Raw genomic sequence first — 14,171 nt, 5'->3', positions numbered from 1 at the left:
CGTTCCCGGGCTTCATCATGCCCGCTGTCGATGGTGCTGCTCGCCGCCGATGGTGTTGAATGAAGATATGAGCTCAGCCCCAGTCGCCTTCGACCATGAACAGGTCTCATCGGACCATCACCTCAACCATTCGCTTCCCGGCGGCCTTTACATGCGCCGGGCTCGGACGAGCGACGTCAAGGGGATCGAAGCGTTGGTCGCGCCCCTGGCCGAAGAGCGCATTCTGCTGGCCAAGGACACCGTCACCTACTTCGAAACCCTGCAGGAGTTCTGGCTGGTCGTGGACCCACAGCCGGACGGTACTGAGATCCTGGCCGGATGCGCGGCATTGCACATCATCTGGGCCGACCTCGCCGAGGCGCGCACAGTTGCCACCTCGCCGGCCTATCGAGGTCGAGGAGTGGGCAAGGCGCTCATCCGGCAGGTTCTGGCAGACGCTGTCGCGATCGGTGTCGACAGAGTCTTCTGCCTGACCTTCGAGACCGGGTTCTTCGGTGCGCTGGGATTCGAACCGATCAAGGGAATCCCGGTTTCCCCGGAGGTTTACGTCGAGCTCCTGCACTCTGCCGATGAAGGCGTGGCCGAGTTCCTGGACCTGGCTCGCGTCAAACCCAATACCTTGGGCAACGCACGCATGATCAAGTTCCTCTGAGAATCACCGCTCGCGGACCGGTCACCCGGGAAGGCGCAGGGCACTGTCCTCGCGAGCGGCCAGACCGTCAGAGACCAGATCATCGATGAGACGAGAGACCCGATCCGCATCGGCACTGAGGTCTCGTACACGCTCTACTCTCGTCGACGTGTTCGAAGGCAGCGAGTCGAACAGCTTGGGATCCACCTCGGCGGTGGACGCGGTGAAGAGGTCGACAGGGACGTCGCCGACATTGTCTTCGCCGTCAGAATGCTCGTGCGCGGACTTGAGCACATCCATGATCGCCCCGCGCAGCTGGCGGTCCGTGCCGGCCCATTTCTGGGTCTTCGCCTTCACCGCCGAGGTAGGACGTCCCGCCTTCTGCCAGGCGCAGATGTCGTTAAGCGGGCAGGACTCGCAACTGGGGTTCCTGGCCATGCATACGAGCGCCCCGAATTCCATGACCCCGGCGTTCCACTTCTCGTGCTCTGTCTCCGGGACGAACTGGGCGGCCCACTTCGTCTCTGCACGACTCGGTGAAGGCGTGGGCCGGTCGCGTCCGGCGAAGAGCCGGATGAGAACGCGACGTACGTTCGTGTCGAGCACGGTCGTCCGCTCTCCGTGGGCGAATGAGGCAACCGCGGCCGCCGTGTACGACCCGATGCCGGGGAGTTGCTCGAGCTCGGCAGCGGTCCGCGGCACCCGGCCGTCGAGCTCCTCGGCGATCACCCGCGCGGCCTCCTGAAGCCGCAGTGCCCTCCGCGGATAGCCGAGACGGTCCCAACGGTGGAGAACCTCTGCGGTGGGTGCCTGTGCCAGGTCTGCGGGTGTGGGCCATTTCTGCATCCATTCCCGCCAGCGGGGTTCGACCCGGGACACAGGGGTCTGCTGCGACATGATCTCGCTGACGAGGACGGCCCACGCAGTGGTGTCGGCATCTCGCCACGGCAGGGGACGCGCCGCGGTCTCGAACCAGGTGATAATCGTCTCGCGAACTCGGTCGATATCTGTGTCCGCAACCGCGGGAAGAGGGGAACCGGGACGAGAAGATTTCGATTCGGCAGAAGCTCGGTGTGTCATTTGGATGCTCAAACGCTTCGGCCTAGGCTCAAAGCGATGACTCCTTCCAATCGTGGTTCGCAGCCGAAGAACGGCGCCAGGCAGCCCCGCCAGTCTAGCGGGAAGCTGCCGGCGCACGTTTACCGTCGGCGGCGCTACATGCTGTTGGTGGCCAGCCTCGTGGTGATTGCTCTGCTGGTGCTCGGCGTCGTCGGAATCGTCAGCGGACTGAACGGAGGTGGCGAGGAAGAGCCTGTCGCGGAAGACACGTCCTCGGCGAGTCCGTCGACGACTCAAGCGCCGGTGCCGGATGAGAAGGCCGCGAGTGGGAAATGCCCCGAAAATAAGGTCGGACTCAAAGCCAAAGTCGATGAGAAGAGCTTCGACGAGGATGCCAAGCCCAAGTTCGAGATGGTGATCGAGAACAACCACACCGCCACCTGCCTGATCGAGGTCGGCACGGAGAAGCAGGAGTTCTTGGTCGAGAAGAACGGCGATGTGGTCTGGTCGTCGAAGTTTTGCGCTGCCGAAGAGGATGAGAACGCTGAGGTCTCGACTGAGTTCGCGCCGAAGTCGGAGAAGACTTCACAGTTCGAATGGAACCGGGTCTGGGTCGACAAGAACTGCAACCGAACGAATGAGGATTTCGGCCCGGGAGAGTACGAACTCGTGGTCAAACTCGGCGACAAGAAGAGCAAGCCCGCGAAGTTCACACTCGAGAAGGATGCTACCGCCAAGGAAAAAGAGAAGAAGGAAGCCGAGGAGAAGAAGTCAGACGAGCCGAACTCCGATGAAAAGCCCGAGGAATCGAGTACACCGGACGACTGAGCTACTCGGACAACTGAGCTGTTCACGTCGGCCGGGCCGCTGCGGGTTCAGGCTCCGCGGTAGGAGCCCACGCCCCAGGAATTGCCGTCATGGTCGCGGAAGTCGAATTCTCGACCGCCATGAGGCTGCGTTTCCACCGGGCGGACGATCGCATGGCCCATGTCGATGATCTCCTCGTAGAGGCGATCGACTTCTCGCTCAGTGTCGACGACGACGTAGACGGAGTTCCCGCCGACACTGTCGAGGGCCGACCCGTCATTGCGGACAGAACCGAACATGATCCCACCTGTCTCACCCAACGCGTATTCGGCATGGACGATGACCTCAGGGTCAGCCTCGTCTGTGACGATGAGCCGCTCGGTGAAACCGAGCGCGACCAGCAGAGCGGTCGTGGCGGCCGCGTCTGTGGTTCTCATTGCCGGGAATACTGTCGTGGTCATACTTCCAGGATGCGCCATTTTCGCGCAGATGTCTCGGAATTTCTATCATTTACCTCCCAAGAGCAGCTCGACGGCTTCAGAGACGTGTTCGCATTCCTTGACCCGCATCCCCTGAGGAGTCGAAACATTGCGCAGTGCACCGTGTGCGACGATCGCGTGGGTGATGCCAAGGCGGGAGGCCTCATTGAGCCGCTGGCCCAGGTTGGGAACGTTGCGGATCTCGCCCGAGAGGCTGATCTCACCGATCGCCACGAATTTGGCGGCCATCGGCTTCCCGATCGCGGCCGAGGCCAGGGAGAGGCAGATCGCGAGGTCGCTGGCCGGTTCCGCGAGCTTGGCACCTCCGACAGTGGCGGTGAAGACATCGGATTTGGCCAAGTTGATGGGCCCGATCTTCTGGCTGAGCACGGCGAGCATCATCGCCACGCGGGAGGAATCGACACCGGAGACGGACCTGCGGGACTGTCCGCCGGCGGATTCGGTGATGAGTGACTGGACTTCGACGAGCAGCGGACGTTTGCCCTCCTGGGTCACCGTCAGACAGGTCCCTGGGGGATTGCTGCCGCTGCGGGAGAGGAAGAGACCCGAGGGGTCCTCGAGGCTTTTGATGCCGTTCTCCTCCATGTCGAAGCAGCCGACGTCGTCGGTGGGCCCGAACCGGTTCTTCACCGCACGCAGCAGGCGCAGACGCGAGTGACGTTCACCTTCGAAGTTGCACACGACGTCGACGAGGTGTTCGAGGAGCCGGGGGCCGGCGATGGTGCCGTCCTTCGTGATATGTCCGACGAGGACAGTCGGTAATGACCTGGCCTTGGCTTCCCTGATGAGAGCCGCGGCCACCTCTCTGACCTGGGTGACGCCGCCGGGCACACCGTCGATCTCCGATGAGGCAAGGGTCTGGATGGAGTCGACGATGAGCATGTCGGGCTCTTCCGCCTCGATCATCCCCAGGACCGCTCCCAGGTCGGTCTCGGCCGCCAGCAGCAGAGAATCCTCGAGCGCGTTGATCCGTTCGGCCCGCAGGCGCACCTGCCCTGCCGACTCCTCTCCCGTGACGTAGAGGACCTTGGACCCGAACTTGGCGATGCGCGATGCGACGTCGAGCAGAAGCGTGGACTTCCCGACGCCCGGCTCACCAGAGAGGAGAACGACAGCGCCGGGGACGATGCCACCGCCGAGGACGCGATCGAATTCGCTGACATAGGTGGTCTTCGCCTGGGCCAAGGTGGAGTCGATCTGGTTGATCGATTTTGCGCCGCTGGACTTCTTGACCTTCGTCTTCACCGAGGTCTTGCCCGCGCCCTTCTCTTCGAGCGTGCCCCAGGCTTGGCATTCAGGGCAGCGGCCCAGCCATTTGACGGTCGAGTAGCCACATTCGGTGCAGGTGAAAGACATACGGCAATTCTGGCACGCCCCTCTGACACAGCCCTACGATTCGTGGTCGAATCTCAGTCCAGGGTGGTCAGCACCCTGGGCCCATCCTCGGTGATGGCGATCGTGTTCTCCGAATGCGCACCGTTCGACCCATCGGCCAGACGCAGGGTCCAGCCGTCGTTGTCGACGGAGAGCTTCTTGGAGGTGAACGACCACCAGGGTTCGATCGCCAGTGTCAGGCCGGGCTTGAGTACGAGTCCGCGTCCGCCCTTGCCGCGATTGGCCACGTGCGGATCTTCGTGCATCGTATGGCCGAGTCCGTGCCCGCCGAAGTCGAGGTTGACCGGGATGCGCTGTTCATCGGCAACATCGCCGATGGCCTTCGAGATATCGCCGAGGCGGCTGCCCGGCTGTGCTGCCGAAATGCCGGCTTCCAGCCCTGCCCAGGTGGAATCGATGAGACGCTGGTCCTCTTCGCTGCCATTGCCGACGACGACCGAGCGTGCGGCATCAGCGACCCAGCCGTCGATGGACACGGCAAAGTCCAGGGTGAGCAGGTCGCCGTACTTCATCACGTAGTCGTGGGGCTTGCCGTGCAGTACGCCGTCGTTGACCGAGAGGCAGATGACGTTTCTGAAGGGCCCTTCACCGAATGACGGGGCGTAGTCCCAATAGCAGGACTTCGCGCCGGCCTCTTCGATGAGCTTCCTGGCTCGCTTCTCCAAGTGCATGATGTTCATGCCCGGTTCCGCGATCGAAGACAACTCGGCCAATGTCTTCGCGACGAATCGGCCGGTGACCGCCATCTTGTTGATCTCGGCGGGTGTCTTCAGCTCAATCACAGGTGTTCTCCTTCAGTCGTCACGGGCTCAATCGCAATTTTAGTCGTTCGCGTCCCTCGCGTCGCGGTCGCGCTGTGTTTCCGTGATCAAGCAGACATCTCCGAGCGAATTTCATTGAAAGGAATCTTGTTGGCGGGTAGGTTCGCCACCATGAGAGACATCATCATGGCAGTCGCCATGGGCATTGCTATCGGGGTTTTAATTCCTGCAGGCGTCGAGTCGTTCGAGGACGGCGGTGCCCTGTGGATCTTGGAACTCATCATCTTCCCGCTCTTCGCGCTGGCGGGAATCGTGTCCCTGCTCCTCAAGCACAGAAAACGGGCGCCGGCCGAAAGCCGACACCCGAATTCTCAGGAAGCAGATCAGGCAACAAACCAGCCTCGCTGACTCGCGCCTTTCAGAGGAACTCCACCCCCTGAGCCAGCGGCAGCTCGCCCGAATAGTTGACCGTGTTCGTGGCCTGCCGCATGTAGGCCTTCCACGAATCGGTGCCGGATTCGCGACCGCCGCCGGTCTCCTTCTCACCGCCGAAGGCTCCGCCGATCTCCGCCCCCGAGGTGCCGATGTTGACGTTGGCGATGCCGCAGTCCGAACGCGACAGGAACTTCTCCGAGTCGGCCAGCTCCGAGGTGAAGATCGCCGATGACAGTCCCTGCGGCACCCCATTGTGTATCTCGAGTGCTTCATCGAGATCGGAATACGTGACGACGTAGAGGATCGGAGCGAAGGTCTCGGACTCCATCACCGAGGTCTGGGCGGGCATCCGCACGACTGCGGGCTCCACGTAGTGTGCCTCGGGGCGCTCCTCGGTCAGCACGCGCCCACCGCCGGTCAGGACGGTGCCGCCTTCCGACTCGGCCTGTTTGAGCGCTGCCTGCATCGCCTCATGGGCGCCTTCGTTGATGAGGGGCCCGACGAGCACACCGTCCTCGGTGGGGGAGCCGATGCTCAAGGTCTTGTAGGCGGCGACGATCTTGTCCACGAAGTCATCGGCGATGGATTCGTGGACGATGAGACGACGCAGAGTGGTACACCGCTGTCCGGCTGTTCCTGCGGCGGCGAAGACGACTCCGCGCAGCGCCAGGTCGATGTCGGCACTCGGGGCCACGATCGCACCATTGTTGCCGCCGAGCTCCAACAGAATTCGACCGAAGCGCTCAGCCACGACCGGCCCGACCTCACGGCCCATACGCACCGAACCGGTGGCAGAGACCAGTGCCACGCGCTCATCGCGGACCATGGCATCGCCGATGTCCCGACCACCGACGAGGACAGGGGCGAGTCCGTCCGGAGCCCCCACCTCGGCGGCGGCACGGGCCAGCAGCGACTGAGCGCCAAGAGCCGCGAGTACCGCGTTCTCCGAAGGCTTCCACACCACGGCGTCACCGGCGACCAGTGCCAGCGCCGTATTCCAGGAGTACACGGCTACGGGGAAGTTGAAGGCGGAGATGACACCGACGACACCGAGGGGATGCCAGGTCTCCATCAGCCGGTGGCCCGGGCGTTCGCTGGGCATGGTCTTGCCCCACAGCTGACGGGACTGCCCGAGGGCGAACTCGCAGATGTCGATCATCTCCTGCACCTCGCCGGCGGCCTCGGACGGAGTCTTGCCCGCCTCGACCGTGATGATCTTCGCCAGGTCCTCCTTGTGCTCGCCCAGCAGCTGTCCCCAGCGCTGCACCAGCTGACCGCGCACGGGTGCGGGAACGTCACGCCACGAAGCGAACGCCTCGGCGGCAGTGGTGATCTTCTCCGCAGCGGACTCCCTGGTGTCCGCGGCCAGCGACCCCAGGCTCTGGCCGGTGATGGGGGAGCGGGCGGGCAGGCTCGCCGGCGCTCCGGGGCCGGCGTTGAGTACGGAAGCCTCGACTCCGCAGGCTTTGAGCCCTGAGGTGAGGAGGTCGGTGATGGCCTGGTCGGTGGGCAGTGCGGTCATTGCTGTCCTTTCGTGGATCTCTCTGATGGGTGGCGTCTCTGAATGAGTGGGACTCGTGGCCGGAGCGAGCGCGGGGTGCGTCAGACGATGTTGAGCTCCTGACGCAGTCCCGAGGTGGCGAAGCGGCGTTTGTCGAGGCCAGAGACGTCGACGAACGGTTGGCCTCCGGTCATGAGGTCGGCCACGACCTCCCCGACTGCCGGTCCCATGAGGAAGCCGTGGCCGGAGAATCCGCAGGCGTAGAAGAAGCCCGAGAGCTCCTCGGCCTGGCCGATGAGCGCATTGTGGTCGGGAGTCATCTCATAGAGTCCGGCCCAGCCGTGCTTGGCCTCAACGTCGCCCAGAGCGGGGGCCCGGGTTTCGATGAGCTCGGCCAGAGTCGGCAGCCAGTCCGGGTTGCGCTTATCGTCGAAGTCCCACACGTCGGACTCGTCCGGACAGCCGAAGAGCAGGCCGGGCCCTTCTGGATGCACGTAGAAGCTCGTGCTGAAGTCGATGGTGAAGGGCATCTGCGTCAGATCGATGCCCAGCGCGGCCTCATCCACGGGTTCGCTGACCATGATCTCGCGGCGCAGAGGCCTAACCGGCAGATCGACCCCGGCAGCCTCACCGATGATCCCAGACCAGGCACCGGCGGCACAGACTACCTGCGCACACTCGATTCGGCCCTTGCTCGTGGTCACCGCAGTGACCCTGCGACTGCCGTTCGAACCGCTGCCGCCGAGGTCCGCACCGTCGGTCGATTCGAATCCTGTCACCTCACAGTTCTTGAGCACCTGCACCCCGAGGCTCCGTGCGGCGCTGACATAACCGGAGACCACGGCCTCGGGCGTGCAATGCCCGTCACCGGGGTTGAAAGCCCCGGCCACCAGGCCCTCCATGTTGATGTACGGGGCCAGTTCGGCCACCTCGGCGACGGTGAGCATCCGGGAATCCAGGCCCATGCTCTGCTGGAGCTCGACATTGGCTGCGAAGGTCTCGGCAACCTCGGCGGAATCGAGGAGGAATAGGTACCCGTTGCTCACCAGGTCGATATCGACGCCGAACTCGGCCTCGAAGTTGCGTAGTACCTCGAGGCTGCGCGTGGCCAGGGCGATGTTGACTTCATCGGAGAACTGGCAGCGCACCCCGCCGGCGGCCTTCGACGTCGAGCCCGAGCCGGGCACGTCGCGTTCGACGAGAACGATGTCCTCGACGCCGTGTCTGGCCAGGTGATACGCGATGGACGCTCCCATGACGCCGGCGCCGATGATGACCACCTCGGCGCTCGCCGGGGCCGTGTCTGTCGGTGATGTGCTCTCCAACTGCCACCTCTTTCGTCTTCTGCTGCGATGACCGTCCTTGGCCTTCGCGGCAGCGGGGAATGCCGATTTCGATGTCGGCGGATTGCGGCTCACTGCCCATTGTGGTTCCAGTCACGTTTAAGAACAAGAGTGAGTTCATGAAAACTGTTTTTAGGAAAGGTGAAAACAGCTAGGCTGTGGCCATGGGATGGACCTTGGGACAGCTGCGCACCTTCGTCACCGTGGCCGAACTGGGGTCCATGACCCGGGCCGCGGAGCAGCTGGGCTACAGCATCGGCGCGGTCTCCCAGCACATGAGCGCCCTGCGTCGGGCCGTCGGCTCCGAACTCTTCCTGCGCCGAGGCAGGGGAATGGTCCTCGCCGAGGCCGGCCGAACGCTGCTCCCGCGCGCCCGCAGCATCCTCGCCGCCCAGAAGCAGGCCGAGATGGCGATGCTGGGCAGGGACTTCCGCAGCGAGGCCATCGTCACGCTCGGCGTCTTCGGCTCAGCCTCTACCAGAGCGCTGCCGTCCATTGTGCGTCTCCTAGGCCAGCGGCACCCGCACATCGAGGTCCGGGCCCGTGAGATCAACGTCGAGACGATGTCGGCGGCCGTCATCGACGGAGCCATCGATCTGGGCATCGGCATCAACTACCCGGCCGTGCCACTGCCGCCGATGCGGGGTCTGAGCTGGAGCACCGTGGCCGGTGAGGATTTCGGCATCGTCGTACCTGCGGGTGCACCGAGACCGTCACCGCAGGACCTGGCCGAAGCGGATTGGATCCTGCCACCGGCCGAAGAACTCTTCGGCCGAGCGATGCGCCTGGCCACCTCGGCGCTGGGAATCGCCGCGAAGGAGACCCACATCGTCACCGACACCGCCGTCGCGCTCGCCCTGGCCGGCACGGGGCTCGGCCTGACGCTGGCGACTCCGATCATGATGTCCTTGGGCGGACCCGACGTCGGCCTGCATCCCATCGCCGAGGCGGGCGGCCGGGAGATCATCGTCCTGACCTCCCCAGACCCGGCAGATCCGGTCGCCGCCGTCGCCGAGGTGGTGGCCGAGGTCTTTCGTCCTAGGATGGGGCCATGAGCTTCGATCACCAGTGGAACCGCATCCGTGAGACCAACCCTGACCACTCCGCCAATTACGCCGAAAGGTGGCGCAAGATCGTGGCCTCCGGGCAGGACATCGGGGGAGAGGCGAGGTTCGTCAACGCGATGGCCCCGCGTGGTGCGCGCATCCTCGACGCGGGCTGCGGTACCGGTCGCGCCGGCGGACTGCTCATCGGCGATGGGCACGCGGTCTACGGTGTCGATCTCGACGAGTTCCTCATCTCCGTGGCAGAGGAGGACTTCCCCAGCGGTGAATGGCACACCGGCGACTTGGCTGAATTCGACTTCTCGGAAGCTGGCATCGACGACATCGACGTGGCGTTCTGCGCCGGCAACGTCCTGTCCTTCCTCGACCCAGCCTCACGCAGGCAGACCCTGTCGAACATCAAATCGACGCTGAAGCCCGGTGGACGCTTCGTCGCCGGCTTCGGAGCCGGCCGCGGCTATGACTTCGACGACTTCATCGACGATGTGAAGTCGACAGGCATGCTCGTCAACCTCAAACTCTCGACCTGGGAACTCCACCGTTATGAGCCCGACAGCGAATTCCTGGTCCTCATCGCCGAACACGTGTGATGTCTGCTGGTCCGCGCAATGAGGTGACTCTTGGAGCTGTGCGGGAAACATGATTGGCTTGTGGCGTCGGCTCGAAATGGGTCGACAGTACCCGTATCAGCACAGGAGTGGTCCTCATGATTTTCATCGTTGTGAAGTTCGACGTGAAGCCAGAGAGCGTCGGCGGCTTCCCCGACGCCGTCAAGGAATTCACCGAGGCGACGCGCTCGGAACCTGGAAACCTGTGGTTCGAATGGTCCAAGAGCCTGGAGAAGGACAACGAGTTCGTGCTCGTCGAAGCATTCACCGACGAAGGCGCTGAACCCCATGTCAAGGGTGAGCACTTCAAGAACGGACTCGAGGCCATGCGCCCTCACCTGGCGTCGACGCCGAAGATCATCTCCCGCAAGATCGACGGTGAAGGCTGGGACGAGATGGGCGAACTGCAGATCGACTGATGTGCACCACAGGCACACAGCCTGCAATCCAGCGCCGACCCCCTGTTGCTTCGGCTCGGGAATGCTTAGACTTCTCCCATGGTGACCAAAGCGATGAACACCGACGCCATCGAGAAGGCCCTTGGCGAACCGTGGGCGGACACCCGGGCCCGCCTCGAAGCGGCCGGAGGAGCCTCGGCGAGTCACAAGGAACTCGCCGACGCCCTCTACCCGCAGTTCGATGGGGTCGTGGAGAAGCACGGCTGGTGGGTCCAGGGCGCGGTCGTCGCCTATGAACAGGAGATCGGTCGACGCGTGCCCGGTCAGCGGGCCGACGGCACCTTCGACGTCGCGGTCTCACGCACCGTGCCCGGTCAGTGCGACGACATCATCACCCGCTTCGCCTTCTTCATCGACGATGGGACCCTGGCAGGTGTGGCACTCGACGGTGAGGCGCGCACATCGAAGACGGCCAAGCGCTCGTTCTGGCGGGCGGACCTCGAGGACGGCACCAAGGTCGAGGCCGCCGCCGAACCGAAGGACGACAACCGAACACTCCTCGTCCTCACTGTCTCCAAACTGCCCAGCGCCGAGAGGCTCGAAGAGTGGCGGTCCGACCTCAAGGAACTCCTCCACCAGCTGTGAGCGACTGCCGCCGGACGCGGGCTCAGCCGCCGACGATCGGATTCCACGTGCCGAGCACGTGAGCGCCCACGATCGCGAGGGCACAGACGACCAGCGATGCCGCCACAGCCACTCCGTCCCCGGTGCCGAAGGTCGAGCGCCTGCGCCAGGTCCGTCCGGGCCGACCGAACGCTCGACCTTCCATCGCCATGGCCAAAGTGGTGCCGCGTCGGATCGACTGCACCAGCAGCACGAAGATGCCGGCGAACAGACTGCCCGTGCGCCGCACGATCGAACCGCCGGCAATGCCCCTGGCCCTCCTGGCCATCGCCAAGGTCTGCCATTCGCTGATGAGCAGCCCGAGGAGTCTGGTGGCCGCGAGCACCGAGACGACAACTGTCTCGGGCAGTCGCAGCCGTTGGACGAGCGCATCCGCGAGGTCACGGGGATCGATCGTCGAGGCGAGGACGATGAGCGGAATTGCCAAGGCCAAGGCCCGCAGGAAGATCGCTGCCGCGGCAGTCAGCGACCCGGTCGTCATCAGAACCGGGCCGAGGTCGATGACCACCGCGCCGGTCTTCTCTGCCAGGATCGCAGTGCCCCACGATGCCAAGAGTGCGCCGAGAGGCAGGAACCACAATCGCTTGAGCGCCGCGGTCAGATCGAGTCCCGTCGCCGGGAGCATCAGCAGGCAGAACCCGAGGACGACTCCGGCCGAGACCATGTCGATGCTCAGCAATGAACCGATCATGAGGATGAGCGCCACAGCGATCTTCGTCAGCGGATTGCACCTGACCAGCGCCGTCCTGCGCGCAAGTGGGATGAGCTGGCCGGGATCGTGAACCGCGACCTCGGCGGGCGGAGACGATGCTTCACTCAATTCGCTGTTCCTTCCTGAACTCTCCAGCTCCGGAGGTCCCCGCTATTCGTCCCTCAGCGACGCTGAGGACAACCCGTCTGGCCCCGATCGCATCGAGGAAGGCATGGTCATGACTGATGGCGACCACTGTCGATCCGCGCTCGAGGACATCGAGGAACTGCTCGACCAGACCTGACCAGGTCAGAGCATCTTGGCCGAAGGTCGGCTCGTCGACGATGAGGACCTGCGGTCGGGGAGCCATCATGGCCGCCACCGACAATCGCCTCTTCTCACCACCGGAGAGCCCTTGCGGATGCGCTTCGGCGAGCTTCTCAAGGTTCAGAACCTGCAACAGTTCGGCGACACGTTCGTCGACCTGGGCCCCAGACCATCCGGCCAGACGCGGCCCCAACGCCAGCTCCTCGGCGACACTCGAACGCAGAAACTGATGCTCAGGCTCCTGAAACACCATGCCGATGCGAGGCGCCAGAACCGCCGAGGGCCAGCGGAACGGTCGGGCATGTCTGACGCCGGAGCGCAGAGAGCCCAGTGCGCTGACCTGACCACTGAACTCCGGAATGAGGCCGGCCAGGGTCAGCGCCAGCGTCGACTTGCCGGCCCCGTTTGCGCCGACGATTCCCACAGCCTCGCCTGCCCGGATGGACAGATCGAGACCGGCCGCGGCCGGCACCTTCGCACCAGGACGAGCCGCACTCAGCTTCTCGGTGCGGAGGACGACCTCGCCGTCTGGCTTCGCGGCGGCCCTGGACGAGGGCATCAATGAATTCCGATTCTCCTCGGGTGCGGACCCCGTCCTCTCCGGCACCCAGATGCCGCACCCTACCAGCACCTCGGCGAGGGCGGGATCGCCGAAGACCGACCTCGGCGGTCCCTGCGCAAGCAGACCACCGGGGCCGAGGACGATGACCGTGTCCACGTGATCGAGCCACAGCTCGACCCGGTGTTCGACGATGACCATGGTCGCCGAGGTGGCCGCCCGAGTCTCGAGGACAGCATCCCGAACGGAGGCGGCCGAGTCCGGATCGATGTTCGCGGTCGGCTCATCGAGGATGACGATCTGCGGGGCCATCGCGTGGATTCCGGCCATCGCCAAGCGCTGCTTCTGACCTCCGGACAGTGCGGCGGTGGGGTGGTCGTGGGGAAGATCGAGACCCATGGCCGCAAGTGAAGTGGGAATGCGAGCCGCGATGACGTCGGCGGGCAGTCCCAGATTCTCCATTCCGAAGGCGACATCGTCGCCGACGCGAGAGAAGATCACCTGCGAATCGGGATCTTGGAGGACAAGCCCGGTCTCATCTCGGCGAGGATCCGGCGGACGATCACCGATGAGCAGCCGGCCGGCTGCCTCACCGGACTCGGCAGGCAAGACGCCGGCGATCGCATGCAGGAGGGTGGTCTTGCCTGCTCCGGAGGGACCGAGCAGAAGCACCTTTTCACCTGCGGAGATGGTGAGGTCGAGGGGACCGAACGCCGGTTCATCGCGATCGGCATGGCGCCACGAGAATCTGTGGGCAGTGATCGGCAGGGCCATCAGCGCAGGCGGCCGGAGGCGAAGGAGCTCAGCGCTCCAGTCTTGGCGATCGCGCGGTAGGCGAACCAGGCGCCGATGCCGGAGATGACGATGCCGGAGATGATCGCGCACACCGCATAGGCGGCCTGATAGCCGAACTGCCATTCGGCGTTGTACATGATGTTCTCGCTCACGGACATGAAGGCGGCGGCCAGCAGCCCGGCCAGGCTCGTGACCCACAGATTGAACCTGCGATAGCCGAAGGCTGCGAAGATGAGCTCGGCGCCGAGGCCCTGGACGAGTCCGGAGAGCAGAACAGTGGCTCCGAAGTGGGAGCCGAGGACCGCCTCGACGATGGCGGCGATCATCTCACACAGCAGGGCGGCTCCGGGTTTGCGGATGATGGCGCCCGCCAGGGGTCCGGCGAGGACCCAGAGACCGGCGATGAGGCCGATCGAGGGTGGGAAGGCCTGGAATCCGAGTTCGAGCACCTTCCAGCTCAGGGCCAGGACCCAGAAGATGAGTCCGACGCTGATTCCCAGGACGGCGGTGACGACGTAGTCGACGACCCGCCACTGCTTCGTCGCCGGTACCTGGGAATACTGGGGCGCGGTCTTCACAGCGGAATCCGGCGCGGTCATTTCTGGCATTGTGC

16 protein-coding genes are annotated in these 14,171 nt (G+C 64.4%); 7 read left to right on the top strand and 9 right to left on the bottom strand.

Annotation, left to right across the window (positions count from 1 at the left end):
• Nucleotides 1-67 precede the first annotated feature (67 nt).
• Nucleotides 68-652: an amino-acid N-acetyltransferase gene (locus BLT92_RS03580; protein ID WP_172802547.1), complete on the top strand. Its 585-nt coding sequence runs from the start codon at nt 68-70 to the stop codon at nt 650-652.
• 21 nt (nt 653-673) lie between these two features.
• On the opposite strand, the gene BLT92_RS03575 is transcribed toward BLT92_RS03580, so the two are convergent.
• Nucleotides 674-1,711 carry an HhH-GPD family protein gene (locus BLT92_RS03575; RefSeq protein ID WP_092103253.1) on the bottom strand — a complete coding sequence of 346 codons (1,038 nt, stop codon included), beginning with the start codon at nt 1,709-1,711 and terminating at the stop codon, nt 674-676.
• Between the two features lie 36 nt (nt 1,712-1,747).
• On the opposite strand from BLT92_RS03575, the gene BLT92_RS03570 reads away from it, so the two are divergent.
• Complete coding sequence (locus tag BLT92_RS03570; protein ID WP_231938998.1) at nt 1,748-2,518, top strand: LytR C-terminal domain-containing protein; 771 nt, start codon at nt 1,748-1,750, stop codon at nt 2,516-2,518.
• A gap of 47 nt (nt 2,519-2,565) precedes the next feature.
• On the opposite strand, the gene BLT92_RS03565 is transcribed toward BLT92_RS03570, so the two are convergent.
• From BLT92_RS03565 to map, 3 genes are read right to left on the bottom strand one after another with little or no spacing between them, the layout of a single operon-like run.
• Nucleotides 2,566-2,958: a VOC family protein gene (locus tag BLT92_RS03565; RefSeq protein WP_231938997.1), complete on the bottom strand. Its 393-nt coding sequence runs from the start codon at nt 2,956-2,958 to the stop codon at nt 2,566-2,568.
• Nucleotides 2,959-3,003: 45 nt separating this feature from the next.
• Entirely contained in the window at nt 3,004-4,353 is a 1,350-nt protein-coding gene (gene radA, locus BLT92_RS03560) for a DNA repair protein RadA (RefSeq protein ID WP_092103247.1), read from the bottom strand.
• 53 nt (nt 4,354-4,406) lie between these two features.
• On the bottom strand, nt 4,407-5,174 hold the full coding sequence (map, locus tag BLT92_RS03555) for a type I methionyl aminopeptidase (protein ID WP_092103245.1): 768 nt from the start codon (nt 5,172-5,174) through the stop codon (nt 4,407-4,409).
• 150 nt (nt 5,175-5,324) lie between these two features.
• Between map and BLT92_RS03550 the strand changes: the two genes are divergently transcribed.
• Complete coding sequence (locus BLT92_RS03550) at nt 5,325-5,561, top strand: hypothetical protein (protein WP_157691311.1); 237 nt, start codon at nt 5,325-5,327, stop codon at nt 5,559-5,561.
• A gap of 10 nt (nt 5,562-5,571) precedes the next feature.
• On the opposite strand, the gene amaB is transcribed toward BLT92_RS03550, so the two are convergent.
• Together amaB and BLT92_RS03540 are read right to left on the bottom strand one after the other, a co-directional pair.
• Nucleotides 5,572-7,110, bottom strand: a complete 1,539-nt coding sequence (gene amaB, locus BLT92_RS03545; RefSeq protein WP_092103241.1) for an L-piperidine-6-carboxylate dehydrogenase — start codon at nt 7,108-7,110, stop codon at nt 5,572-5,574.
• 80 nt (nt 7,111-7,190) lie between these two features.
• The gene (locus BLT92_RS03540) at nt 7,191-8,507 is read right to left on the bottom strand and encodes an NAD(P)/FAD-dependent oxidoreductase (RefSeq protein ID WP_231938996.1); all 1,317 of its coding nucleotides are present in this window, start codon (nt 8,505-8,507) and stop codon (nt 7,191-7,193) included.
• Nucleotides 8,508-8,596: 89 nt separating this feature from the next.
• On the opposite strand from BLT92_RS03540, the gene BLT92_RS03535 reads away from it, so the two are divergent.
• From BLT92_RS03535 to BLT92_RS03520, 4 genes are all read left to right on the top strand, one after another.
• Nucleotides 8,597-9,487, top strand: a complete 891-nt coding sequence (locus tag BLT92_RS03535) for a LysR family transcriptional regulator (RefSeq protein WP_092103237.1) — start codon at nt 8,597-8,599, stop codon at nt 9,485-9,487.
• Nucleotides 9,484-10,086: a class I SAM-dependent methyltransferase gene (locus BLT92_RS03530; protein ID WP_092103234.1), complete on the top strand. Its 603-nt coding sequence runs from the start codon at nt 9,484-9,486 to the stop codon at nt 10,084-10,086. The genes BLT92_RS03535 and BLT92_RS03530 overlap by 4 nt, the downstream gene beginning before the upstream one ends.
• A gap of 116 nt (nt 10,087-10,202) precedes the next feature.
• The gene (locus BLT92_RS03525) at nt 10,203-10,523 is read left to right on the top strand and encodes a putative quinol monooxygenase (RefSeq protein ID WP_092103232.1); all 321 of its coding nucleotides are present in this window, start codon (nt 10,203-10,205) and stop codon (nt 10,521-10,523) included.
• A 78-nt stretch (nt 10,524-10,601) separates the two neighbouring features.
• Nucleotides 10,602-11,147: a hypothetical protein gene (locus BLT92_RS03520; protein WP_092103230.1), complete on the top strand. Its 546-nt coding sequence runs from the start codon at nt 10,602-10,604 to the stop codon at nt 11,145-11,147.
• A gap of 22 nt (nt 11,148-11,169) precedes the next feature.
• Here the strand turns inward: BLT92_RS03520 and BLT92_RS03515 are convergent, their stop codons facing one another.
• The 3 genes from BLT92_RS03515 to BLT92_RS03505 are packed head-to-tail and all read right to left on the bottom strand — an operon-like array spanning nt 11,170 to nt 14,157.
• Complete coding sequence (locus BLT92_RS03515) at nt 11,170-12,006, bottom strand: energy-coupling factor transporter transmembrane component T family protein (protein WP_092103227.1); 837 nt, start codon at nt 12,004-12,006, stop codon at nt 11,170-11,172.
• Nucleotides 11,999-13,537, bottom strand: coding sequence for an ABC transporter ATP-binding protein (locus BLT92_RS03510; RefSeq protein WP_092103225.1), 1,539 nt, complete (start codon nt 13,535-13,537; stop codon nt 11,999-12,001). The genes BLT92_RS03515 and BLT92_RS03510 overlap by 8 nt, the downstream gene beginning before the upstream one ends.
• A complete protein-coding gene (locus BLT92_RS03505; protein ID WP_092103223.1) occupies nt 13,537-14,157 on the bottom strand; it encodes an ECF transporter S component in 621 nt (206 codons plus the stop codon). Before BLT92_RS03505 ends, BLT92_RS03510 begins: the two co-directional genes overlap by 1 nt.
• Nucleotides 14,158-14,171 lie beyond the last annotated feature (14 nt).

The sequence above is a fragment of the Brevibacterium picturae genome, assembly GCF_900105045.1.
GTDB lineage: Bacteria > Actinomycetota > Actinomycetes > Actinomycetales > Brevibacteriaceae > Brevibacterium > Brevibacterium picturae.
The sequence above is the reverse complement of the archived record's forward strand: the minus strand, read 5'-3'. Positions and strand labels throughout refer to the sequence as shown.

Coding starts and splice junctions, on each gene's coding strand:
- BLT92_RS03580 (WP_172802547.1), top strand. CDS start 68: ATGAGCTCAGCCCCAGTCGCCTTCGACCATGAACAGGTCTCATCGGAC.
- BLT92_RS03575 (WP_092103253.1), bottom strand. CDS start 1,711: ATGACACACCGAGCTTCTGCCGAATCGAAATCTTCTCGTCCCGGTTCC.
- BLT92_RS03570 (WP_231938998.1), top strand. CDS start 1,748: ATGACTCCTTCCAATCGTGGTTCGCAGCCGAAGAACGGCGCCAGGCAG.
- BLT92_RS03565 (WP_231938997.1), bottom strand. CDS start 2,958: ATGACCACGACAGTATTCCCGGCAATGAGAACCACAGACGCGGCCGCC.
- radA (WP_092103247.1), bottom strand. CDS start 4,353: ATGTCTTTCACCTGCACCGAATGTGGCTACTCGACCGTCAAATGGCTG.
- BLT92_RS03550 (WP_157691311.1), top strand. CDS start 5,325: ATGAGAGACATCATCATGGCAGTCGCCATGGGCATTGCTATCGGGGTT.
- amaB (WP_092103241.1), bottom strand. CDS start 7,110: ATGACCGCACTGCCCACCGACCAGGCCATCACCGACCTCCTCACCTCA.
- BLT92_RS03535 (WP_092103237.1), top strand. CDS start 8,597: ATGGGATGGACCTTGGGACAGCTGCGCACCTTCGTCACCGTGGCCGAA.
- BLT92_RS03530 (WP_092103234.1), top strand. CDS start 9,484: ATGAGCTTCGATCACCAGTGGAACCGCATCCGTGAGACCAACCCTGAC.
- BLT92_RS03525 (WP_092103232.1), top strand. CDS start 10,203: ATGATTTTCATCGTTGTGAAGTTCGACGTGAAGCCAGAGAGCGTCGGC.
- BLT92_RS03520 (WP_092103230.1), top strand. CDS start 10,602: ATGGTGACCAAAGCGATGAACACCGACGCCATCGAGAAGGCCCTTGGC.
- BLT92_RS03510 (WP_092103225.1), bottom strand. CDS start 13,537: ATGGCCCTGCCGATCACTGCCCACAGATTCTCGTGGCGCCATGCCGAT.
- BLT92_RS03505 (WP_092103223.1), bottom strand. CDS start 14,157: ATGACCGCGCCGGATTCCGCTGTGAAGACCGCGCCCCAGTATTCCCAG.